Source organism: Ramlibacter sp. (genome assembly GCF_036383835.1).
Lineage (GTDB): Bacteria > Pseudomonadota > Gammaproteobacteria > Burkholderiales > Burkholderiaceae_C > Ramlibacter.
In genome coordinates this window covers 31,998-54,693 of record NZ_DASVNN010000072.1, presented here as the reverse complement: position 1 = coordinate 54,693, position 22,696 = coordinate 31,998, and the positions used below count along the sequence as shown (strand labels likewise).

Sequence of the window (22,696 nt, the reverse complement as noted above, 5' to 3'; positions counted from 1 at the left end):
CTCGATACGCGCTAAAGCGCTCTCGTAGCCGCGCTGGGCCGCCTGCCCGGTCCTCGCAGGCGCCATGCCTTGATGCGCGACCCCGGCCCCGCCCGCACGGGGGCTGGCAGCAGGGCAGGGCGGTGCCACCCTACGGGACTGCGGGGCGGGGTCACGATCCCGTCGACCACGAAGAACCCCGCGCGCCGCCTGACGCGACATTCGACACAGGAGGCCCTGGGTCCCCGCCTGCGCGGGGAGGACCGTCACCTGGGAAACCGCTTTCGCCGCTTCGGCTTCCATGACTTCCCGTCGCAGCGGCGTGCTCATCGTCGTGCTCTGCTTGGCGGTTTCCTGGAGGTGCCCCAAGCCAATGCAGGGGCAGGGGTGGCCCCGTCCATGCAGAATGCACCCGATGGACAGCATGCAGTCGGAAATCGCCGCCGCCGCCGCCCGGCTGGTGGTGGAGGAAGGCCTGGAGTACGGGCCGGCCAAGCGTCGCGCCGTGAAGCAACTCGGACTGAATGCGCGCGCCGCGCTGCCGGACAACGACAGCATCGAGGACGCCGTGCGCGAATACATCGCCATCTTCTGCGGCGACACCCAGCCCGCGGAACTGGCGGCGCTGCGCAAGCTGGCGCTCACGTGGATGGAGCGGCTGTCCGAATTCCGGCCGCACCTGGGCGGCGCGGTCTGGCACGGGACGGCCACGCGGCTGTCGGATATCTATGTGCAGTTGTTCTGCGACGACCCGAAATCGGCGGAGATCAAGCTGATCGAACACGACGTGGACTACACCCCGCGCACGGTGAACGGCTTCAACGGCGATTCGGTCGAGGCCCTGAGCCTGAGCAGCATGAGCCCGGAACTGGGCGAGCCGATCGGCGTGCACCTGCTGGTGTACGACCACGACGACCTGCGCGGCGCGCTCAAGCCGGATGCCAAGGGTCGCACGCCGCGCGGCGACCTGGCCGCGGTGCGCGCGCTGGTGGAGGACAAGGAATGACGGAAATGAGTGCGAACGCGCCGTTGGACACCCGCCGCCGCAACTGGATGCTGGCCGGCGTCGCCGCGGCCGCTGCAGCGGCCGGCGCCGGTGTGGCGTGGTGGAAGCAGAAGCCGGCGCCGGCCGATGACGCCGCGGTGCAGCGCCTGTGGGGCCTGAGCTTCGATACGCCGCAGGGCACGCCCCTCGCGATGGCGCAGTTCCGCGGCAAGCCCTTGCTGGTGAACTTCTGGGCGACCTGGTGCCCGCCCTGCGTGGAGGAGATGCCGCTGCTGGATTCCTACTACCGCCAACATGCGTCGAACGGCTGGCAAGTCGTGGGGCTCGCAGTGGATACGCCGACCGCCGTGCGCACCTTCCTGCAACGCCGCCCGGTGTCCTTCCCGATCGGAATGGCGGGACTCGAAGGCGCCGACCTCACGCGCCAGCTGGGCAACCTCGCCGGCGCCCTGCCTTTTTCGGTGATGTTCGCAGCCGATGGCAGCGTGCGGCAGCGTAGAATGGGCCGCGTCCACGAAGCCGACCTCAAGGCCTGGACCTAGCCTGCCTCCCACCGCGCACCCGCTTCCGCCACACTCGTCCAGCGCTGTCAAGGCGTGGCGGCGAAACAAATAAATAATGTTTGTTGGCGCGAAAAGCCGGAAGTAAGCGAGTTTTGCTGTAAATTCGCCGTCTCTCAGACGAGGCAGGAGAACCTCCATGGACTTGCGCAAACTCAAGACGCTGATCGACCTGGTGTCGGAATCGAACGTATCCGAACTGGAGATCACCGAAGCGGAGGGCAAGGTTCGCATCGTGAAGGGTGGTCCGGCCATGGTGCACGCGGTGCACCAACCGATGGCGATGCCGGCGGCGGTCGCCGCGCCCGCCCTCGCACCCGCGGGCGCCGCACCCGCGCCGGCCGCCGCGCCCGAAGCGCCCAAGGGCCATGCCGTGAAGTCGCCGATGGTCGGTACCTTCTACCGCGCGTCCTCGCCGGGCGCCAAGTCCTTCGTGGAAGTGGGCAGCGTCGTCAAGGAAGGCGACACGATCTGCATCATCGAGGCGATGAAGATCCTCAACGAGATCGAGGCGGACAAGGCCGGCACGATCACCCAGATCCTGTGCGAGAACGGCCAGGCGGTCGAATACGGCCAGCCGCTGTTCGTCATCGAATAACAAATGTTCAAGAAAATCCTGGTGGCGAACCGCGGCGAGATCGCGCTTCGCATTCAAAGGGCTTGCAACGAGCTGGGCGTCAAGGCGGTGATGGTCTACTCCGAGGCCGACCGCGAAGCCAAGTACGTCAAGCTGGCGGAGGAGGCGGTCTGCATCGGGCCGGCGCCGTCGCCGCAAAGCTACCTGAACATGCCCGCCATCATCGCGGCGGCGGAAGTGACCGATGCCGAGGCGATCCACCCCGGCTACGGCTTCCTGTCCGAGAACGCGGCCTTCGCCGAGCGGGTGGAGAAGAGCGGCTTCCAGTTCATCGGCCCGACGCCGGACAACATCCGGACCATGGGCGACAAGGTCTCGGCCAAGCAGGCCATGATCAAGGCGGGCGTGCCCTGCGTGCCCGGCTCCGAAGGCGAGCTGCCGGACAACCCGGCCGAGATCCGCCGCATCGCCAAGTCGATCGGCTACCCGGTGATCATCAAGGCGGCGGGCGGCGGCGGTGGCCGCGGCATGCGCGTGGTGCACACCGAAGCCGCCCTGGTCAACTCGGTGCAGATGACGAAGGCCGAGGCGCAGGCCGCTTTCGGCAATCCCGCGGTGTACATGGAGAAGTTCCTCCAGAACCCGCGGCACATCGAGATCCAGGTGCTGGCCGACAAGCACAAGAACGCGGTGTACCTGGGCGAGCGCGACTGCTCCATGCAGCGCCGCCACCAGAAGATCATCGAGGAAGCGCCGGCGCCGGGCATCCCGCGCAAGCTGATCGAGAAGATCGGCGAGCGCTGCGCCGCCGCCTGCAAGAAGATCGGCTACCGCGGCGCCGGCACCTTCGAGTTCCTGTACGAGAACGGCGAGTTCTACTTCATCGAGATGAACACCCGCGTGCAGGTGGAGCATCCGGTGACGGAACTGATCTCCGGCATCGACATCGTCAAGACGCAGATCAAGGTCGCCGCCGGCGAGAGGCTGCCCTTCAAGCAGGGCGACATCGTGCTGCGCGGCCACTCGATCGAGTGCCGGATCAACGCCGAGGACCCGTACACCTTCGTGCCGTCGCCCGGCCGCATCACGCTGTGGCACGCGCCCGGTGGCCCCGGCGTGCGGGTGGACTCGCACGTCTACAACAACTACTTCGTGCCGCCGAACTACGACTCGATGATCGGCAAGATCATCGTGCACGGCGACACGCGCGAGCAGGCGCTGGCCCGCATGCGCGGCGCGCTGGGCGAGACGGTGGTGGAAGGCATCAAGACCAACATCCCGCTGCACCGCGAGCTGATGGTGGACGCCAAGTTCATGGACGGCGGCACCAACATCCACTACCTCGAAGAGTGGCTCAAGCACCACAAGCGGTGACCTGCTGATGTTCGAACTGCGGCTGCTCTGCCCGGAAGAGCGCGTCGAGCCCGTCGGCGATGCGCTCGAGGCGCTCGATGCCTTGAGCGTGTCGGTGGAGGACGCCGACGCCCAGACGCCCGCGGAGCAGGCGCTGTTCGGCGAGCCGGGCATGCCGCCGCCCAAGGAAGGCTGGCAGCGCTCCCTGGTGATCGCGCTGTTCCCCGGGGAGGCGCAGGCGCAGGAAGCGGCGCAACTGCTCGCGCCGCAGGACTTCTTCCAGGACTGCAAGCTGCTCGGCATCCAGTCCGTGCCCGACCAGGACTGGGTGCGCCTGACGCAATCGCAGTTCGAGCCGGTGGAGATCACGCCCACCTTCTGGATCGTGCCGACCTGGCATGAGCCGCCGGCACAGGCTCGGCAGGTGATCCGCCTCGATCCGGGCCTGGCCTTCGGCACCGGCACCCATCCCACCACGCGCATGTGCCTGCGCTGGATCGCGAACCACCCGCCGCAAGGCGAGCGCGTGCTCGATTACGGCTGCGGCTCGGGCATCCTCGCCATCGGTGCCGCCAAATACGGCGCCGCGAGCGTCGACGCGGTCGACATCGACGAAGCCGCGGTGCATTCGACCGAGGCGAACGCGCAGGCCAACGGCGTGCAGCTGCAGGCGGGCTTGCCCGACCGGGCGAGCGGCCGCTACCGCACCGTGCTGGCCAACATCCTGGCCACGCCGCTCAAGGTGCTGGCGCCGCTGCTGTGCGGCTACGTCGAACCGGGCGGGTCGCTGGTGCTGGCCGGCATCCTGTCGCGGCAGGCCGACGAACTGAAGGCGGCTTACGCGCCCTATGGCCAGTTGCAGGTGAGCGACGAGGAAGACGGCTGGATCCTCATGACCGCCAGGCTGTGAGTCCGCGGGCGGGGCTCACTAGAATGGCTCCCCCATGAGCATGATCACCAGCTGTCCCGCCTGCGGCACGATGTTCCGTGTCGTCCCGGACCAGCTGAAGATCTCCGAAGGCTGGGTGCGCTGCGGCCATTGCGCCGAGGTGTTCGATGCCACCGCGCACCTGAGCGACGAATCGATCCTCGAGATGCCGCCGCTCGCCGAGCCCATCCGGCAGGCGAAGCCGCCGGCCGCGCCCCCCGCGGAAGCGCCCAGGCCGCCGCCCGAGCCGCCCCCGGCCAAGGATCATCCCTCCGACAACTCCAGCCTGTTCGGCGCCGAGAGCCAGATGCTGGAGCCCTCGCCGCTGGACACGCCCTTCGTGTTCCGCCCCTCCGACCTGGTGCGCGAGAGCCGTGACTCGACGATGCCCGAGGACCTGCCTTCGGACATGTCCATGGACATCGACAGCGAGATGCCGCCCGGGGAGGAGCGCGAGATCACGCCGGAGGACCTGCCCAACGTGTCCTTCGTGCGCAAGGCGCGGCGCCGCTCCATCGCGCGGCGCCCCGGCGTGCGCATCGGCCTGGCCGTGCTGAGCGTGCTGCTCGCCGCCCTGCTGGTGCTGCAGCTCGCCTGGCAGGACCGCGACCGCCTGGCGCTCGCGCAGCCCGCGCTGCGGCCGTGGCTGGAGCACATGTGCAACGCGCTGGAGTGCCGGCTGGGGCCGCCGCGCCAGATCGAATCCATCGTCATCGAGAGCTCGGGCTTCAACCGCCTGCGCAACGACGTCTACCGGCTTTCCTTCACGCTGCGCAACACCGCGCCGGTGCAGGTCGCCGCGCCGGCGATCGAGCTGACCGTCACCGACGGCAACGACCAGGCGATCGCCCGCCGCGTGATCACGCCGCAGGAGATCGGCGCATCGGCCGATACGATCGCCTCCGGCAGCGACTGGTCGGGCTCGCTCGGCCTCGCGGTCAGTCCTTCCAATGCCCGCGTGGCCGGCTACCGGCTGCTCGCCTTCTATCCCTGAACCCCAACGGAAAGATCCATGGCCGCCGTCATTTGCGGATCCCTCGCCTTCGACACCATCATGACCTTCGAGGGCCGGTTCGCCGAGCAGATCCTGCCCGACCAGCTGCACATCCTGAACGTCTCCTTCCTGGTTCCGGCGCTGCGGCGTGATTTCGGCGGCTGCGCGGGCAACATCGCCTACAGCCTGAAGCAGCTGGGCGGCACGCCGCTGCCGATGGGCGCGGTGGGGAGCGACGGCGCCGACTACCTGCAGCGGCTGCAGCAGCTGGGGATCGCCACGGAGTTCGTGCTGCGCGTGGACGACACGTACACCGCGCAGGCGATGATCATGACGGACCGCGACAACAACCAGATCACCGCGTTCCATCCGGGCGCGATGATGCAGGCGCACCGCATGAAGATCGCCGCGCGACCCGACATCAAGCTGGGCATGATCTCGCCGGATGGCCGCGACGCCATGCTGCAGCACGCCGAGCAGTTCAAGGCCGCCGGCATCCCCTTCGTGTTCGATCCGGGCCAGGGCCTGCCGATGTTCGGCGGCGACGAGCTCGCGCACTTCATCGACCTGGCGACCTGGGTCACCGTGAACGACTACGAAGGCAAGATGCTCAGCGAGCGCACCGGCTGGAGCACCGCGGAGATTTCGCGCCGCGTGCAGGGCCTGGTGGTGACGCTGGGCGGCGACGGCTGCGAGGTGTGGGTGAACGGCGAAGTGACGCGGGTCGCGCCGGAAAAGCCGCAGGCGATCGTCGATCCCACCGGCTGCGGCGACGCCTGGCGCGGCGCGCTGCTGTACGGCCTGGAGCAGGGCTGGACGCTCGCGCGCTGCGCACAGCTGGGCAACAAGGTCGGCGCGATCAAGATCGCGGCGAGGGGGCCGCAGAACTACACGCTGGAAGGCGTCAAGTCCTAGCCGTCATCCCCGCGCAGGCGGGGACCCAGGGCATCCAGGAAAGCGGCGCATTGCGCCGTTTCTGCATTCGGAGCCCTGGGTGCCCGCCTGCGCGGGGATGACGGGGATCACCCCCGCGCGATCGTCACCCCGCCATCCACCACGATGGTCTCCCCGACGACGTAATCCCCCGCGCGCGACGCGAGGTAGATCGCCGCACCCGCCATGTCTTCCGTGCCGCCCACGCGCCCGGCCGGCACGCGATGCGCCACTTCGTCGCCGTGGTCGCGCGCCTGCTTGTTCATGTCGGACGGGAAGGGGCCCGGTGCGATGCCGCTCACCACGATGTTGTCCCTCGCCAGGCGCAGGGCGAGCCGCTTCGTGAGGTGGATCAGCCCGGCCTTGCTCGCGGTGTACGAGTAGGTCTCCCAGGGATTCACCGAGATGCCGTCGATGGAGGCGATGTTGATCACCTTCGCCGGCCTGACCTTTGCCGCGCGTTTCAGGTGCGGGTGCAGCGCCTGCGTGAGGAAGAAGGGCGCCTTCAGGTTCAGGTCGACCACCTTGTCCCAGCCGCTCTCGGGGAAGGTATCGAAGTCCTCGCCCCCGGCGGCGCCGGCGTTGTTCACGAGGATGTCCAGCGCCGGCTCGCGCTCGCCGACCGCCGCGGCGAGGCGGCGCGCACCCTCGACCGTGGACACGTCGATCGGCAGCGGAAAGCAGGGCCCGATGCTGGACAGTTCGGCGGCGGTGGCATCGCAGGCGTCCGCCTTGCGGGCCGTGATGTAGACCTTCGCACCCTGGTGCAGGAAGCCGGTGGCGATCATCCTGCCGATCCCGCGCGAGCCGCCCGTGACCAGCGCGACCCGCCCGTTCAGCGAAAACAGATCTTGCATGGGAACTCCTTTCGTACTGGCGAAGCCTAACCAGCCGCGCGCAGGCTTCCAATCACCTGAATGACAACGACCGGCGCTCCCGCCCCCATGCGCGCACCGGCAGCACCGGCAAGGAGACCCCATGTTCCCACGTGCTTTCGTGTCCCTCGCGGCCGCGTCCCTCCTGGCGGCCTGCGCCCACCGGGACGACGCCGCCACGGTGCTGCAGCAGTCGGACGCCGCGATGGGCGGTGCCACGCTCAAGACGCTGCGTTATGCGGCCGCCGGCACGGGCGGCACCTTCGGCCAGGCCTACGTGCCCGGCGCCGGCTGGCCGCGCATCACGATTCCGAGCTACGCGCGCTGGATCGATTACGAGAACGCCGCCCTGCGCGAGGACTCGGTCCGCGTGCGTGCCGAGGTGAACGGCGGCGGCGGCCTGCCACCGATGGGCATGGGCGAGCAGCGCGTCTCCGCCTGGGTGCGCGGCACGCAGGCCTGGAACGTGGTCGGTCCCGCGGCCACGGCGGCGCCGGTGGCGCTCGACGGCCGCATCCACGACCTGTGGACCACGCCGCACGGCGTGGTGAAGGCGGCGCAGCGCAACGGCGCGACCGTGCGCCGTGACGGCGGCATGAACGTGGTCTCCTTCAGCGAGCCCGGCCGCTACCGAGCGATGGCGTGGATCGCCGCCGACGGGCTGGTGCAGCGGGTGGACTCCGTGATGCCGCATCCGGTGACGGGCGACACGTCGGTGAGCACGCTCTACTCCGGCTGGCGCGACTTCGGCGGGGTGAAGTTCCCGGCGCGCATCGTGCAGACGCAGGGCGGCTCGCCCGTGCTCGACCTGAACGTCACGGAGGTGCAGGCCAACGCGCCGTTCCCCAGCGACGTGCCGGCGACGGTGTCCGGCTTCGCCGAGCGCGTGGACGCGCAGCCGGTCGCCCCTGGCGTCTGGTTCATGGGCGGCGGCTCGCACAACAGCGTGCTGGTGGAGTTCGCCGACCACCTGATGCTGGTGGAAAGCCCGCTGTACGACGGCCGCGCGCAGGCGGTGCTGGCGGAGGCGCGCCGTCTCGTGCCGAACAAGCCGGTGCGCTACGTCGTCAATTCGCACCACCACTTCGACCACACCGGCGGCCTGCGCGCCGCGGCCGCGAGCGGTGCGACGCTGGTGGTGAGCGAACCCGCGCGGGGCTGGTTCGAGCAGGCCTTCGCGACGCCGAACGCGATCCGTCCCGACGCCTTGCAGCAGTCCGGCCGCCGCCCGGCCTTCCTCGGCGTCAATGGCCAGCGCACCTTCACGGACGCGACGCGCGAGGCGCAGGTGCACTTCATCGAAGGCAACCCGCATGCCCAGGGCTTCATGCTGGTGTGGCTGCCGCGCGAGCGGCTGTTGATCCAGGCCGACGCCTACACGCCCGCCGCGCCGGGCAGCGCGCCGCCGGCACAGGCCAATCCGCTGCACGTGAACCTGGTGCAGAACATCGAACGGCTGCGGCTGGACGTGGATCGCATCCTGCCGCTGCATGGGCGGGTGGTGCCGTACTCGGAACTGAGGACGGCGGCGAAGATGTGAGGTGATTCGTCATCCCCGCGGAGGCGGGGATCCAGACTTCGTAGGGCGGGCAAGCTCCGCTTGCCCGCCGTTGCGGCGGTTCATGGTGGGCAAGCGAGCTTGCCCACCCTACAGGAACCAGAGCAACGCGGTCAGGCCTTGCGCGCCTTCCTCCGCTCGTGCCAAGCCAGCACCTCGCCGACGATGCCCTTGCGGAAAGCCAGCACGCAGACCACGAAGATGGCGCCGATGATGACCGTCACCCACTCGCCGACCTTGTCGGCCAGCATGTTCTGCAGCGAGATCACGATGCCGGCGCCCAGCACCGGGCCGAAGAAGGTGCCCACGCCGCCCAGCAGCGACATCAGGATCACCTCGCCCGACATCGACCAGTGCACGTCGGTGAGGGTGGCGAACTTCATCACCAGCGTCTTGAGCGAGCCCGCCAGGCCGGCCAGCGAGGCCGACAGCACGAAGGCGAGCAGCTTGTAGCGGTCCACCTCGTAGCCCAGGGAGATCGCGCGCGGCTCGTTTTCGCGGATCATCTTCAGAACCTGGCCGAAAGGGGAGGTGACGATGCGCAGGATGCCCAGGAAGCAGGCGACGAACACGGCCAGCACCACGTAGTACATGACGGTGTCGTCCACCAGCGGGAACACGCCGAACAGCCTGCCGCGCAGCACGCCCTGCAGGCCGTCCTCGCCGCCCGTGAACGGGGCCTGCAGGCAGAGGAAGTACACCATCTGGGACAGCGCCAGCGTGATCATGGCGAAATAGATGCCCTGGCGCCGGATGGCGACCAGTCCGAATACCAGCCCGAGAAGCGCCGCGGTCAAGACGCCGGCCAGCACGCCAAGTTCCGGCGTCCAGTTCTGCACCTTGACGAACCAGCCCGTCACGTAGGCGGCGAAGCCGAAGAAGGCCGCATGGCCGAAGGACAGCAGGCCCGTGAAGCCCAGCAACAGGTTGAAGGCGCAGGCGAACAGCGCGAAGCACAGCAGCTTCATCACGAACACCGGGTACAGGCCGAGCATGGGCGCGGCGAGCGCCAGGACCAGCAAGGCCAGGTAGGTGAAGCGCAGGGCCCGGCCCATGCCTTGACCATGCCGGGCGATCGCGGCGTTGGGCGGTTCGATCGGGAGTTCGTCGACGGCGACGGAGCCGGCGGGAGTGGACATCAAGCCTCCTTGCCGAACAGGCCGGCGGGACGGACCATCAGCACGATGGCCATGATCACGAAGACCACGATGGCTGACGCTTCGGGATAGAACACGCGGGTGAAGCCTTCGACCACGCCGAGGAGCAGGCCGGTGACCACCGAGCCCAGGATGGAACCCATGCCGCCGATCACGACGACGGCGAACACCACGATGATCAGGTTGGAGCCCATGAGCGGCGTCACCTGGATGACCGGCGCGGCCAGCACGCCGGCCAGGCCCGCGAGCGCGGCGCCGGCGCCGTAGGTGAGCGTCACCATCAGCGGCACGTTGACGCCGAAGGCCTGCACCAGCTTGGAGTTCTCGGTGCCGGCGCGCAGGTAGGCGCCCAGGCGCGTGCGCTCGATCAGGAACCAGGTGGCCAGGCAGACGGTGATGGATGCCAGCACCACCCAGGCGCGGTAGTTCGGCAGGACCATGAAACCGAGGTCGGTGGCGCCGGACAGCAGTTCCGGCGCCGAGTAGGCCTGGCCGGACACGCCGTACTCCTTGCGGAAGGCGCCCTCGAGGATCAGCGACAGGCCGAAGGTCAGGAGCAGGCCGTACAGGGGATCGAGCCCGTACAGGCGCTTGAGGAACAGGCGTTCGATCACGACGCCCAGCACGCCCACGATCAGGGGCGCCAGAACCAGCGCCCACCAGTAGTTCACCTCCCACTTGTCCAGCAGGATCCAGGTGGCGAAGGCACCCACCATGTACAGCGCGCCGTGCGCGAAGTTCACGATGTCCAGCAGGCCGAAGATCACGGCCAGCCCGAGGCTGAGCATGGCGTAGAAGGCGCCGTTGACGAGGCCCAGCATCAGCTGGCCCAGGAAGGCCTGGTGGGGGATTCCGAAGATTTCCATGGAGCGGTGTGGATGCCGGGACGCGCGCGGCGTCCCGGCGGTTTCAGCTTACTTCTTCAGCAGCGAACACTTGGACTCGGCGACGGTCGTGAACGCCTGCTCGCCGGGGACCTTGGCCACGAGCTTGTAGTAGTCCCAGGGCGTGGTGGACTCCTTGGGGGTCTTCACCTGGAACAGGTACATGTCGTGGATCATGCGGCCGTCGGCGCGGACGCTCCCGTTCTTGTGATAGAAGTCGTTGTACTTCATCGACTTCAGCTCGGCCATCACCTTGTCGGCGTCGGTCGTGCCCAGCTTCTGCACCACCTTCAGGTAGTTCGTGGTGGCCGAGTAGTCGGCGGCCTGCAGGCTGGAGGGCATGCGCTTGAACTTGTCGAAGAAGCGCTTGGCGAACTTGCGCGACTCGTCGTCCTGGTTCCAGTACCAGCTGTCGGCCACCTGCAGGCCCTGGGCGTTGGCCACGCCCACGGAGTGCACGTCGTTGATGAACACCAGCAGGCCCGCGACCTTCATCTTCTGGGTGATGCCGAACTCCTTGGCCGCCTTCATCGCGTTGACGAAGTCGCCGCCGGCGTTGGCCATGGCCAGGATGTCGGCCTTGGAGCCCTGCGCCTGCAGCAGGAAGGACGAGAAGTCGGAGGCATTCAGCGGGTGCTTCACGGAGCCGACGACGGTGCCGCCGTTGGCCTTCACCACGGTGGTGGCGTCCGCTTCCAGCGAGTGGCCGAAGGCATAGTCGGCCGTCAGGAAGTACCACTTCTTCGCGCCGGCCTTCACCAGCGCGTTGCCGCCCACCTTCGCCAGGGCCACGGTGTCGTAGGCATAGTGCACGGTGTAGGGCGTGCAGTCCTCGTTGCTCAGGCGGGCCGAGCCGGCGCCGATGGAGATGAAGGGACGCTTCTTCTCCTTGGCGATGCCGGCCATGGCCAGGTTGGTGCCGGAGCTGGTGCCGCCCACCAGCATGGCCAGGTTCTGGCTGTCGATCCACTCGCGCGCCTTGGAGGCGGCGACGTCGGCCTTGTTCTGGTGGTCGGCGGTGAGCACCTCGATCGGGCGGTTCAGCACCTTGCCGCCGAAGTCCTGCACGGCCCACTTGATCATCTCGGCGCCCGAGGGACCGTCGATGTCGGCGTACAGGCTGGACATGTCGGTGATGAAGCCGATGCGCACGGGGCCCGTCTGCGCCTGCGCGAAGGCGCCGGTGGCGGCGAAGCCGACGGCCAGGGCGGCCACGAGAGTCTTCAGTTTCATAGCAGGGTCTCCTTGTTGAAAACGGATGTTGTCTAGACGCCCAGGTATTCCTGGAGCATGCCCAGGTTGTCGTTCAGTTGCGCCTGCGCGAACTCGCGCACGATCTTTCCGTGCTCCATCACGTAGAAGCGGTCGGCCAGTGGCGCGGCGAAGCGGAAGTTCTGCTCCACCAGCACGATCGTGTAGCCCTTGGCCTTGAGCGTGCGGATGGTCTCGGCGAGCTTCTGCACGATCACGGGCGCGAGGCCTTCGGAGATCTCGTCCAGCAGCAGCAGGCGCGCGCCGGTGCGCAGGATGCGCGCCACCGCCAGCATCTGCTGCTCGCCGCCCGACAGGCGCGTGCCGGGACTGGCGGCGCGCTCCCGCAGGTTGGGGAACATCTCGTAGATCTCGGCGATGCTCATGCCGCCCTGCGCGATGGTGGGCGGCAGCATCAGGTTCTCTTCCGCCGAGAGGCTGGCGAAGATGCCGCGCTCCTCGGGGCAGTAGCCGACGCCGAGGCGGGCGATGCGGTGCGGCGCCATGCGGATCGTCTCCTGGCCGCGGATGCGGATGGAGCCCTTGCGCGCGCCGGTCAGGCCGACGACGGCGCGCATGGTGGTGGTGCGGCCGGCGCCGTTGCGCCCGAGCAGCGCCACGACCTCGCCTTCGTCCACCCGCATGTTCACGCCGTGCAGCACGTGCGACTCGCCGTACCAGGCGTGCAGGTCCTCGATGTGAAGGGTCTCCTGCGCCGACATCAATGGGCTCCCTGCAGTTCGTTGTCGGTCGAGCCCATGTAGGCCTCGATCACCTGCGGGTTCCTCGACACTTCCGAATAGGGACCGTCGGCGATCACCGCGCCGCGCTGCAGCACCGTGATGCGGTCGGCGATGGAGGACACCACGTTCATGTTGTGTTCCACCATGAGGATGGTGCGGCCCTGCGAGACCTTCTTGATCAGTTGCGTCACGCGGTGCACGTCCTCGTGGCCCATGCCCTGGGTCGGCTCGTCCAGCAGCATCAGTTCCGGTTCCAGCGCCATGGTGGTGGCGAGTTCCAGCGCGCGCTTGCGGCCATAGGGCAGGTTGACGGTCAGTTCCTCGACGAAGTCCTGCAGGTCCACGGCGTGCAGCAGTTCCATGGCGCGCTCGTGCAGGTGGTGCAGCGATTTCTCCGGCCTCCAGAAGTGGAAGGAAGTGCCCAGGTTGCGCTGCAGCGCGGCGCGCACGTTCTCCAGCACGGTCATGTGCGGGAACACGGCGGAGATCTGGAAGGATCGGACGATGCCGCGGCGCGCGGTCTGCGCCGGACGCTCGTGCGTGATGTCGGTGCCGCGGTAGGTGATCCTGCCGCGCGTGGGCGGCAGGAACTTGGTCAGCAGGTTGAAGAAGGTGGTCTTGCCGGCGCCGTTCGGGCCGATCAGCGCATGGATGTCGCCGCGCCTGACCTTCAGGTCCACGTTGTTCACGGCCACGAAGCCCTTGAACTCCTTGGTCAGGCCCTGGGTTTCCAGGATGGTCTCGGCAGACGCAGCGGACAAAGCTCTCCTCCAGGGCCCGGCGGGCCCACCACGGGCGCCAATGGTCGCGGGCGTGCTGCAGCGCATAAAGGGGGTTAGACCCTAAGTAGTTTTGCTGGCTGGACAGCCAGAGCCCCGCAAGGGCTGCCCCGGCGTCCCGCAGGCAGCCCGGAGCCGGGCATCTCTGCTAGCGAATCAGGAGCGCCCCCGCAGGCTTATGGGAAAGCGCAAGCTGTCAATAGTCTGACTCGCGCAGAATGCACGAGGGTCGACGACAGGAGCATTGCGATGGCCGAGGAACGGGTGCGGGTGGCGGTGGATGCGCGGGGCGTGGCCGAGGTGGCCATGGTCCGCGCCGACAAGATGAATGCGCTGGACCCGGAGATGTTCCGCGCGCTGATCGCGGCGATCGCGCAGTTGCGGGCCGACCCGAAGGTCCGCGCGGTGGTGCTGCACGGCGAGGGGCGCGCGTTCTGCGCGGGCCTCGACAAGGAGAGCCTGCAGGGCATCGCGGGCGATGGCGCCTCCGCCGTCGGCGACATCGTGCCGCGCACCCACGGCCTCGCGAATTTCTGGCAGCAGGTCGCCTGGGGCTGGCGCGAGCTGCCGGTGCCGGTGATCGCGGCGGTGCACGGCGTCGCCTTCGGCGGCGGGCTGCAGGTCGCGCTGGGCGCGGACGTGCGCTGCGTGCATCCGGAGGCGAAGCTGTCGGTGATGGAGATCCGCTGGGGGCTGGTGCCCGACATGGCAGGTTGCGTGCTGCTCACCGAGCTGTGCCGCGGCGACGTGGCGCGCGAGCTGACCTTCACCGGGCGCATCGTGTCGGGGATGGAAGCGCAGGCTCTCGGCCTCGCTACGCGGGTGAGCAACGATCCGCTGGAGGATGCGCGGCAGATGGCGCGCCAGATCGCGGCGGGCAATCCGGATGCGGTGCGGGCGGCCAAGCGCCTGTTCAACACCGCGACGCCGGTGGATGCCGCGCGGGTGCTGGTGGCCGAAGCGTTCGAACAGCAGCGGCTGATCGGCAGCGTGAACCAGCGGGAGGCGGTGATGGCCGCTCTCGAGAATCGCGCGCCGGTGTTTCGCCGGTAGGCGGGACGGCGCCGGGAAGTCTGTAACCACCCTGCGCGCCCCAAAATCCTCGCTCGATTCCGCCACAATGGCCGTTCAGCCCACGAACGCCATGCACACCAAGAGTTTTTCCCTCCTCCCCGTCGTCTTCGCCATCGCCGCAGGCGCCCTCGTTCCCAGCGCGGCGTCCTTTGCCGCCAAGCCCTCCGCCCACAAGAAGCCCGCAGCCGCCGCGCCCGCCCCGGCGGCCGTCGCTGGAGAGACCGCCGTTTCCGGCGGGGCGCCGGCGCTGGCCGCCAAGGCCTGGCTGCTGATGGACTTCGACTCCGGCCAGGTGCTCGCTTCGGCCAACCCCGACGAAGCGCTGCCGCCGGCGTCGCTGACCAAGATGATGACCAGCTACCTGGTCGAGCAGGCCCTGCGCTCGGGCAAGCTCAAGAAGGAAGACCTGGTGACGGTCAGCCAGAACGCCTGGTGCCGGGGCTCGGGCACCGAGTCGTGCATGTACCTGCCGCTGAACAGCCAGGCCACGGTGATCGACATCCTGCGCGGCATCATCATCCAGTCGGGCAACGACGCGTCCAAGGCGATCGCCGAGCACATGGCGGGCTCCGAAGAGGGCTTCGCCAAGCTCATGAACGCCGAAGCCAAGCGCCTGGGGATGACGCACACAAACTTCGTGAACGCCACGGGCCTGCCCGATCCGGCGCACAAGGCGTCCGCGCGCGACCTCGCCATCCTGGCGCGCGCCATCATCCGCGAAAGCTCCGAGTACTACCCGATCTACGCGGAACGCGATTTCACGTACAACAAGATCAAGCAGGGCAACCGCAACGCGCTGCTGTACACCGACCCGACGGTGGACGGCCTGAAGACCGGCCACACCGCGGATGCGGGCTACTGCCTCGTCACTTCGTCCAAGCGCAACGGGATGCGCCTCATCACGGTCATCCTCAATACCAGCAGCGCGCAGGCGCGTGCGGACCAGACGCGCACGCTGCTCGGGTGGGGCTTCGGCAACTTCGAGAAGGCCACGCCCATCCAGCCGAACACCGCGGTGGCGACGGCGAAGGTCAACTTCGGCAAGGTCGACACCGTTGCCGCGGGCCTGGGATCGCCGTGGACGGTGACCGTGCCGCGCGGCCAGCAGGTGCAGACCTCGGCTCAGATCAAGCCGGACCTGGAAGCGCCCGTCGCCAAGGGCGCGGTGATCGGCAAGGTGGTGGCGAGCTCGAACGGCAAGCCGGTGGGAGAAGCGCCGCTGGTCGCGCAGGCCGATGTGGAACGCGCGGGCTTCATGCTGCGCGCGTGGCAGCACGTCACCAAGTTGTTCGGCAAGTGATCGTTTCGCGGTCCCCGCCCCGGCGGGGCCGCGAAGCCGTCAGCGCACGACCAGCCGCTTGCCAGCGGAGGCGGCCCGCGCCTGGCCGATCACGGCGGCCTGACCGAATCCATTGCGGCGGAAGATGTCGAGCACCTGGTCGACCGTCTCCGGCGCGCACGACACCAGCAGCCCGCCGCTGGTCTGCGGATCGCTCAGCAGCGCCTGGTCTTCGTCGGCAAAGCCCGCCGGCAGCGCGACGTCGGCGCCGTAGCCGGCCCAGTTGCGGCCCGACGCGCCGGTGACGAAGCCGGCGCGCGCCATCTCGCGCACGCCTTCCAGCAGCGGCACCTTGTTCCACTCGATCTCGAGCGACAGGTTCGCGCCGCGCGCCAGTTCCAGCGTGTGGCCGGCGAGGCCGAAGCCGGTGATGTCGGTGAGCGCGTGCACGCCGTCGAGGGCCGCGAGCTCGACGCCGGGCGTGTTCAGGCGCGTGGTGGTCGCGATCATGCGTTCGTAGCCGGCGGCGTCGAGCTGCTCCTTCTTGAGCGCGGCGGACAGCACGCCCACGCCCAGCGGCTTGCCCAGCACCAGCACGTCGCCCGCCTTCGCATCGGCGTTGCGCTTGACGCGTTTCGGATGCACCAGGCCCAGTGCCACCAGGCCGTAGATCGGCTCGACGGAATCGATGGTGTGGCCGCCGGCGATCGGGATGCCCGCTGCCTTGCACACCGACTCGCCGCCTTCCAGGATGCGGCCGATGGTGGCGGTGGACAGCACGCTGATCGGCATGCCCACCAGGGCCAGCGCCATGATCGGCTTGCCGCCCATGGCGTACACGTCGGAGATGGCGTTGGTGGCGGCGATGCGGCCGAAGTCGTACGGGTCGTCGACGATCGGCATGAAGAAGTCGGTCGTCGCGATCAGCGCCTGTTCCTCGTTGAGCTTGTAGACCGCGGCGTCGTCGGCGGTCTCGATGCCCACCAGCAGCTCGGGCGGCACCGGCAGGCGCGCCGTGCCCTTGAGGATCTCGGACAGCACGCCGGGAGCGATCTTGCAGCCGCAGCCGCCGCCGTGCGACAGCGAGGTGAGGCGGGGTTCGGCGGCCGAAGCGGGAAGGGCGGCGTTCATGTGGGGCTTTCCAGTTCTTGCAGGAGGTTCAGGAGCGCGGAACGCTCCGCGCCCGCGTCGAACAGCGGAGCGCGCAGGGCGCATTGTGCGCCGAGGTGCGCAAGCCGGCCGGCCGCGGGGTCTTCCGCGGCCTGGCCGTCCCGGCACGCCTGCAACAGCCGCGCCAGCGCCTGCGCGTCGCCGTGCGGGAAGTAGCCGTCGTAAGCGCTTCCCAGCATGCCGACGTTGCCCGCGACCCGGCTCGCCAGCACCGGCGTGCCGCAGCGCACGGCTTCCATCAGCACGTGGGCGCCGCCTTCCAGCGCGCTGGTGTGCACCAGCAGGTGCGAGCTGCGGATCCAGTCCAGCGTGTCGCCGTGCGGCAGCCCGCCCAGCCAGCGGTACTGCGGGCAGTCGCGCGCCGTCGCCCGCGCCGCTTCGGCCAGGGCGGTTTCGCCGGCGGCATCGCCGATGTGCACCAGGCGGATGTCGCCGTGATCGCGCAGCAGCCGGGCCGCCTCGAAGAGGGTCTGTGGCGTCTTCACCTGCCGCAGGTGGCCGACCATCACCGCCTGCAGGTGATCGCCGGGCCGCGGCAGCGGCGGGATCGCCGCCGTCGACTGGTAGACCACGCGCGCCTTGCCGCGGTGCTCGGGGGCAAGCGCATCGGGCGCGCACTCCTGCAGCACGACCAGCCGCTGCGCCAGGTCCACCGAGCGCTGCGCTTCCGCGCTGGTGGCCAGGTCCTGGTACAGGTCGGTGCCCGTGAGCACCACCGCGAGGCCGCGCCCGGGATGCGCGCGGGACCACGCCAGGATCGCGTCGGCCGAACGGCGTGCGTGGAGCGCCAGCATCGCGCCGTCGGATCCCGCATCGGCGTCCGGCCACTGCTTGGTGATGCGCACCCGGTGATCGCGACCGATCAGCTCCTCCCAGCGGCGGGCGGTTCGCCAGTTGCCGTTGTTGGCGTCGGCGAGGGCCGGGCTTACGATGACGACCGATGAGGAACGGGACATGGACCGGTTATAGCGCGCCCGGCGCGGATGCGGCACTGGCCTTACGGCAGGGCCCGCCGGACGCCGCCGGGATGGCGCTGCTCGCCGCGCGCGAGCGCACGCTGCGGCTGGCGGAAGACTTCCAGGCGGCGCTCGGGCCCGACCCGCAGCTGCCCTATGCGGCCGAACTCAATCCGCCGCTGTGGGAGCTGGGCCACGTCGGCTGGTTCCAGGAGTGGTGGATCGCCCGCAACAGCCAGCGCGACCTGGGCGTGCGCGCCATCGACGGCGTGCCGCGACCCCCGCCCTGGCTGCCGCAAGCCGACCAGTGGTACGACTCCAGCCGCGTGCCGCATCGCCCGCGCTGGGACCTGCCCCTGCCCGATCTCGCGACCACGCGCGCCTACCTCGACGCCACGCTGGCGCAGACGCTCGAGCTGCTGCACGCGCTGCCCGACGATGCCGGCGACGACGCCCTGTACTTCTTCCGCCTCGTCGCATTGCACGAGGAGATGCACTCGGAGGCCGCCGTCTACATGGCGCAGAGCCTGGGCATCCCGCTGCGCGAGAGCCGCGCCCCGGCCACCGCCGGCCCCGGCCGCGAGCTTCTGGTCCCGCAGGCGGACTTCCGCATGGGATCGGACGGCGCCGGCTTCGCCTTCGACAACGAGCTGCTCGGCCACGAAGTGCGCCTGGCGCCTTTCGCGATCGACGCCGAACCGGTCACCTGGGGCGCCTTCCTGCCCTTCCTGGAAGCCGGCGGCTACGAGGACCTGCAGTGGTGGACGCCCGAGGGCCGCGCCTGGCTCGGCACGCTGCGCCAGCGGCGCCCCGCCGGCCTGCGGCGCAGCGGCAGCGGCTGGGAGCAGATGCGCGATGGCGCCTGGCACCGCCTGCGCGACCAGGAAGTGGCGATGCACCTCGGCGCGCACGAGGCCGACGCCTGGTGCCGCTGGGCCGGGCGCCGGCTGCCCACCGAAGCCGAATGGGAATGCGCGGCGCTCACGCAGCCTGCCTTCCGCTGGGGCCAGGTCTGGGAATGGACCGCCAGCCCCTTCGAGCCCTATCCGGGCTTCGAACCGCATCCGTACCGCGACTATTCGCGGCTCTGGTTCGGCACGCGCCGGGTGCTGCGCGGGGCCTCGGGCGCGACGGCGCCGGCCCTGGCCCATGCCCGCTACCGCAACTACTTCGAGCCCCACCGGCGCGACATCTTCGCGGGTTTCCGCAGTGCCCGCGTGGGCGACGGGCCCAAGCGTTCTGCGGTCTAATCCCGCTTCCTTCCTGGAGTCCAGCCATGCAAAACAAGACCGTCCTGCGCCTCTTCGCCTCGCTCGCCATCGGCATCGCCGCCGTCTCCGCGCAGGCCCAGCAGGTGTTTCGCATCACCGCCATCCCCGACGAGTCCCCGACGGAACTCGCGCGCAAGGCCGCGCCGCTGGCGAAGTACCTGGAGGGCAAGCTCGGGGTGAAGGTCGAGTTCACGCCGGTGACCGACTACGCCGCCGCCGTGGAAGCACTGGTGAACAAGCAGGTCGACCTCGCCTGGTTCGGCGGCTTCACCTTCGTGCAGGCCAACCAGCGCTCGGGCGGCAAGGTCGTGCCGCTGGTGCAGCGCGAGGAAGACGAGAAATTCCGTTCGGTGTTCATCGCCACCGACCCGGCCATCAAGGGCCTGGCCGACCTCAAGGGCCGCGACTTCACCTTCGGTTCGCAGTCCAGCACCTCGGGCCACCTGATGCCGCGCAGCTTCCTGCTGGCCGCGAAGGTCGACCCCGACAAGGACCTCAAGCGCGTCGCCTATTCCGGCGCGCACGACGCCACGGTCGCGGCCGTCGCTTCCGGCAAGGTCGACGCGGGCGCGCTGAACATCTCCGTGTGGGAGAAGCTGGTGGCCGACAAGAAGGTCGACACTTCCAAGGTGCGGGTGTTCTACACGACGCCGGCCTACTATGACTACAACTGGAGCGTGCACGCCGACATGCCCGCCGCGCAGCGCGAGAAGCTGGCGCGCGCCTTCCTCGAGCTGAGCCCCGAGACGCCGGAAGGCCGGCAGATCCTGGCGCTGCAGCGCGCGACCCGTTTCGTTCCCACCCGCGTGGAGAACTACAAGGGCATCGAGGCCGCCGCCCGCAACGCCGGTTTGCTGAAGTGAAGATCCAGCTGCACTCGGTCTCCGGCCGCCATCCGGCGGCGCGTCCCACGGCCTCCGCGGCCCTGCGGCGCGTGGACCTGGAAGTGCATCCCGGCGAGCAGATCGCGGTGATCGGGCCTTCCGGCGCCGGCAAGACCACGCTGCTGCACATCCTGGCCTGCGCCCTGCGGCCCGATGGCGGCACGCTGCTGCTCGACGGCCGCGACCCGTGGCGGCAGCCCGCGCGCGTGCTGCGGGCCTTGCGCGGCGCGCTGTTCCTCGCGCCCCAGGTGCCGCCCCTGCCGCCGCGCCAGCGCGTGGTCACCGCGGTGCTGGCCGGCCGCCTGCCGCACCAGGGCCTGTGGCACAGCCTGCGCAGCCTGGTCTATCCCACGGGCATCGCGCAGGCCGATACGGCGCTCGCGCGCTTCGACGTGTCGGACAAGCTGTTCGCGCGCGTCGACCGGCTCTCCGGCGGCGAGCGCCAGCGCGTCGGCCTGGCGCGCGCGCTGCTTTCGGATGCGCGCCTGCTGCTGGTCGACGAGCCGCTGTCGGCGCTCGATCCCGCGCGCGCGCAGCAGGCGGTCGCCACGCTGACCGAAGCCGCCCGCGACAAGGACGCGACGCTGGTCGCCACGCTGCACGACGTGCCGATGGCGCTGCAGTACTTCCCCCGCATCATCGGCCTGCGCGCGGGTGAGATCGCCTTCGACCTGCCCGCCCGCGACGTGAGCCGGGAACTGCTCGACGAGCTCTATGCCCACGAAGGCCTGCCCGCGCTGCCGCTGCCGCTCGAAGAGCCCGTGCCCGAACTGCACGTGCCCATGACCTGCCGCTGATGGCCGCCGTCCTGCCCCGCCACGACCCTGCCGCACGCGATCCGGCCTGGGTGGCCCGCGTCAGCTGGCTGCTCGCGGCCGGCGTGCTGCTGTGGCCGCTGCTGGCGTGGACCGAGTTCAAGCCCTGGACCCTGTTCGCGCCGGACAGCCTGAAGCCCACGCTGCATTTCCTGGCCGGCTTCATCCCGCCGCGGCTCGACCTCGAGTTCCTGGCCCTGGTCGCGCGCGAGACCTGGCGCACGGTGGCGATCGCCACCGCCGGCCTGGCGCTGGCGCTGCTCATCGCCCTGCCGCTCACGATCCTGTCGGTGCGCGTGCTGTCCATCTCGGGGCTGGCCGGACGCATGGCGGTGCTGCCCGCGGCCGTGCGCTTCGCGCTGCGCGGCGTGATGGTGGTTCTGCGCAGCGTGCCGGAACTGATCTGGGCGCTGGTGTTCGTGCGCGTGGTGGGCCTCGGCCCGACGGCGGGCGTGCTCGCCATCGCGCTCACCTACGGCGGCATGCTGGGCAAGGTCTACGGCGAGATCCTGGAAAGCGGCGACGCGCATGCGGCCACCTCGCTGCTGCGCAACGGCGCGGGCCGGCTGCAGGCCTTCTTCTACGGCCTGCTGCCGCAGAACGCGGGCGAGCTCACCAGCTACACGGTGTACCGCTGGGAGTGCGCGATCCGTTCCTCCGCCGTGCTCGGTTTCGTCGGCGCCGGCGGCCTCGGCCAGCAGATGGACGCGTCGATGAAGATGTTCAACGGCGGCGAGGTGAGCACCATGCTGCTGGTGTTCGTGCTGCTGGTGGCCGGCACCGACCGGCTCAGCGCGTGGCTGCGCCGCGTCTTGGCATGAGGGACGACGACATGGCCCGCATCCAGCCGCAAGCCGCCGCCAACGAGATCTACCGCCTGCCGCCGCCGCTGTTCGACGCGCGCTGCAAGGCCTGCTGGTTCGTGGCCGCGGCCCTCGCGCTGGTGGCCACCAGCTTCTGGTCGCTGGACCTGCAGTGGGCACGCTTCCTGTCCTGGGACGCGCTGCAGCGCATGGGCCGCTTCGCGGGCGAGCTGCTGTCGCCCAATTTCGATGCGGCCTTCCTGCGCAAGCTGTGGCCCGCCGCGCTCGAAACGCTGGCGATGTCGATGCTGGGCACGCTGCTCGCCGTTGTGTTCGGACTGCTGATCGCACTGCCCGCGAGCCAGCTGCACGCCGACGACAAGGCACGCTGGAAAGCGCCGGCCCGCCTGCTGCTGAACGTGCTGCGCAGCGTGCCGGAGCTGATGTGGGCGGCGCTGCTGCTGATCGCCGCGGGACTCGGACCCTTCGCCGGCACGCTGGCGCTGGCGGTGCACACCACGGGCGTGCTCGGCCGCCTGTTCGCCGAGGCGCTGGAGAACGCCGCACCCGGCCCCGCCTTCGCGCTGCGCGTGCGGGGCGTGCCGGAAGGACGCGTGTTCCTGTACGCGACGCTGCCGCAGGTGCTGCCGCAGCTGGTGAGCTACGCGCTGTACCGCTGGGAGAACAACATCCGCGCCGCCGCCATCCTGGGTGTGGTCGGTGCGGGCGGACTGGGCCAGATGCTGGCTTTCCACCTGGGCCTGTTCCAGATGGCCGAGACCGGCTCGGTGCTGGCGGCGATGCTCGTGCTGGTGGCGATCGTCGACATCGCGAGCTACGCGGCGCGCCGCGTGATGGCACGCTGAG

Annotated in this window: 23 protein-coding genes; 15 read left to right on the top strand and 8 right to left on the bottom strand. The window is 69.6% G+C overall.

Annotation, left to right across the window (positions count from 1 at the left end; translation table 11 throughout):
- Positions 1–394: 394 nt before the first annotated feature.
- From VF522_RS12270 to VF522_RS12240, 7 genes are all read left to right on the top strand, one after another.
- Positions 395–985, top strand: coding sequence for a hypothetical protein (locus VF522_RS12270; RefSeq protein WP_330908552.1), 591 nt, complete (start codon positions 395–397; stop codon positions 983–985).
- A 5-nt stretch (positions 986–990) separates the two neighbouring features.
- Positions 991–1,527 carry a TlpA disulfide reductase family protein gene (locus VF522_RS12265; protein ID WP_330908551.1) on the top strand — a complete coding sequence of 179 codons (537 nt, stop codon included), beginning with the start codon at positions 991–993 and terminating at the stop codon, positions 1,525–1,527.
- 157 nt (positions 1,528–1,684) lie between these two features.
- Positions 1,685–2,143 (top strand): acetyl-CoA carboxylase biotin carboxyl carrier protein, encoded by a 459-nt coding sequence (gene accB, locus VF522_RS12260; protein WP_330908550.1) that lies wholly within the window; start codon positions 1,685–1,687, stop codon positions 2,141–2,143.
- Positions 2,144–2,146: 3 nt separating this feature from the next.
- Positions 2,147–3,496, top strand: a complete 1,350-nt coding sequence (gene accC / locus VF522_RS12255) for an acetyl-CoA carboxylase biotin carboxylase subunit (protein ID WP_330908549.1) — start codon at positions 2,147–2,149, stop codon at positions 3,494–3,496.
- A gap of 7 nt (positions 3,497–3,503) precedes the next feature.
- Positions 3,504–4,385, top strand: coding sequence for a 50S ribosomal protein L11 methyltransferase (gene prmA, locus VF522_RS12250; protein ID WP_330908548.1), 882 nt, complete (start codon positions 3,504–3,506; stop codon positions 4,383–4,385).
- 34 nt (positions 4,386–4,419) lie between these two features.
- The gene (locus VF522_RS12245) at positions 4,420–5,397 is read left to right on the top strand and encodes a DUF3426 domain-containing protein (RefSeq protein WP_330908547.1); all 978 of its coding nucleotides are present in this window, start codon (positions 4,420–4,422) and stop codon (positions 5,395–5,397) included.
- Between the two features lie 18 nt (positions 5,398–5,415).
- The gene (locus VF522_RS12240; protein ID WP_330908546.1) at positions 5,416–6,312 is read left to right on the top strand and encodes a carbohydrate kinase family protein; all 897 of its coding nucleotides are present in this window, start codon (positions 5,416–5,418) and stop codon (positions 6,310–6,312) included.
- A 107-nt stretch (positions 6,313–6,419) separates the two neighbouring features.
- Here VF522_RS12240 and VF522_RS12235 read toward each other — a convergent pair whose 3' ends face one another.
- Complete coding sequence (locus tag VF522_RS12235; protein WP_330908545.1) at positions 6,420–7,187, bottom strand: SDR family oxidoreductase; 768 nt, start codon at positions 7,185–7,187, stop codon at positions 6,420–6,422.
- A 121-nt stretch (positions 7,188–7,308) separates the two neighbouring features.
- On the opposite strand from VF522_RS12235, the gene VF522_RS12230 reads away from it, so the two are divergent.
- Positions 7,309–8,745: an MBL fold metallo-hydrolase gene (locus VF522_RS12230; protein WP_330908544.1), complete on the top strand. Its 1,437-nt coding sequence runs from the start codon at positions 7,309–7,311 to the stop codon at positions 8,743–8,745.
- A gap of 131 nt (positions 8,746–8,876) precedes the next feature.
- Here the strand turns inward: VF522_RS12230 and VF522_RS12225 are convergent, their stop codons facing one another.
- From VF522_RS12225 to VF522_RS12205, 5 genes are all read right to left on the bottom strand, one after another.
- On the bottom strand, positions 8,877–9,818 hold the full coding sequence (locus tag VF522_RS12225; protein WP_330908554.1) for a branched-chain amino acid ABC transporter permease: 942 nt from the start codon (positions 9,816–9,818) through the stop codon (positions 8,877–8,879).
- 83 nt (positions 9,819–9,901) lie between these two features.
- Entirely contained in the window at positions 9,902–10,786 is an 885-nt protein-coding gene (locus VF522_RS12220) for a branched-chain amino acid ABC transporter permease (protein WP_330908543.1), read from the bottom strand.
- A 48-nt stretch (positions 10,787–10,834) separates the two neighbouring features.
- Positions 10,835–12,037: an ABC transporter substrate-binding protein gene (locus VF522_RS12215; RefSeq protein ID WP_330908542.1), complete on the bottom strand. Its 1,203-nt coding sequence runs from the start codon at positions 12,035–12,037 to the stop codon at positions 10,835–10,837.
- A 32-nt stretch (positions 12,038–12,069) separates the two neighbouring features.
- Positions 12,070–12,777: an ABC transporter ATP-binding protein gene (locus VF522_RS12210; RefSeq protein ID WP_330908541.1), complete on the bottom strand. Its 708-nt coding sequence runs from the start codon at positions 12,775–12,777 to the stop codon at positions 12,070–12,072.
- Positions 12,777–13,559, bottom strand: coding sequence for an ABC transporter ATP-binding protein (locus VF522_RS12205; protein ID WP_330908540.1), 783 nt, complete (start codon positions 13,557–13,559; stop codon positions 12,777–12,779). Before VF522_RS12205 ends, VF522_RS12210 begins: the two co-directional genes overlap by 1 nt.
- Before the next feature lie 267 nt (positions 13,560–13,826).
- Here VF522_RS12205 and VF522_RS12200 point away from each other — a divergent pair, with 267 nt between their 5' ends.
- Both VF522_RS12200 and VF522_RS12195 read left to right on the top strand, forming a co-directional pair.
- The gene (locus tag VF522_RS12200; RefSeq protein WP_330908539.1) at positions 13,827–14,630 is read left to right on the top strand and encodes a crotonase/enoyl-CoA hydratase family protein; all 804 of its coding nucleotides are present in this window, start codon (positions 13,827–13,829) and stop codon (positions 14,628–14,630) included.
- 91 nt (positions 14,631–14,721) lie between these two features.
- Positions 14,722–15,951: a D-alanyl-D-alanine carboxypeptidase family protein gene (locus tag VF522_RS12195; protein WP_330908538.1), complete on the top strand. Its 1,230-nt coding sequence runs from the start codon at positions 14,722–14,724 to the stop codon at positions 15,949–15,951.
- A 39-nt stretch (positions 15,952–15,990) separates the two neighbouring features.
- Here VF522_RS12195 and selD read toward each other — a convergent pair whose 3' ends face one another.
- A complete protein-coding gene (selD, locus tag VF522_RS12190) occupies positions 15,991–17,061 on the bottom strand; it encodes a selenide, water dikinase SelD (RefSeq protein WP_330908537.1) in 1,071 nt (356 codons plus the stop codon).
- Positions 17,058–18,056 (bottom strand): selenoneine biosynthesis selenosugar synthase SenB, encoded by a 999-nt coding sequence (gene senB / locus VF522_RS12185; RefSeq protein WP_330908536.1) that lies wholly within the window; start codon positions 18,054–18,056, stop codon positions 17,058–17,060. The genes selD and senB overlap by 4 nt, the downstream gene beginning before the upstream one ends.
- A gap of 71 nt (positions 18,057–18,127) precedes the next feature.
- Here senB and senA point away from each other — a divergent pair, with 71 nt between their 5' ends.
- From senA to phnE, 5 genes are read left to right on the top strand one after another with little or no spacing between them, the layout of a single operon-like run.
- Complete coding sequence (gene senA, locus VF522_RS12180; RefSeq protein ID WP_330908535.1) at positions 18,128–19,306, top strand: selenoneine synthase SenA; 1,179 nt, start codon at positions 18,128–18,130, stop codon at positions 19,304–19,306.
- A 26-nt stretch (positions 19,307–19,332) separates the two neighbouring features.
- Positions 19,333–20,190: a putative selenate ABC transporter substrate-binding protein gene (locus VF522_RS12175; RefSeq protein ID WP_330908534.1), complete on the top strand. Its 858-nt coding sequence runs from the start codon at positions 19,333–19,335 to the stop codon at positions 20,188–20,190.
- Positions 20,187–21,008, top strand: a complete 822-nt coding sequence (locus VF522_RS12170; protein ID WP_330908533.1) for a phosphonate ABC transporter ATP-binding protein — start codon at positions 20,187–20,189, stop codon at positions 21,006–21,008. Before VF522_RS12175 ends, VF522_RS12170 begins: the two co-directional genes overlap by 4 nt.
- Positions 21,008–21,847, top strand: a complete 840-nt coding sequence (locus VF522_RS12165) for a PhnE/PtxC family ABC transporter permease (protein ID WP_330908531.1) — start codon at positions 21,008–21,010, stop codon at positions 21,845–21,847. Before VF522_RS12170 ends, VF522_RS12165 begins: the two co-directional genes overlap by 1 nt.
- On the top strand, positions 21,844–22,695 hold the full coding sequence (gene phnE, locus VF522_RS12160) for a phosphonate ABC transporter, permease protein PhnE (RefSeq protein ID WP_414709510.1): 852 nt from the start codon (positions 21,844–21,846) through the stop codon (positions 22,693–22,695). The genes VF522_RS12165 and phnE overlap by 4 nt, the downstream gene beginning before the upstream one ends.
- The last annotated feature ends 1 nt before the right edge of the window (position 22,696 follow it).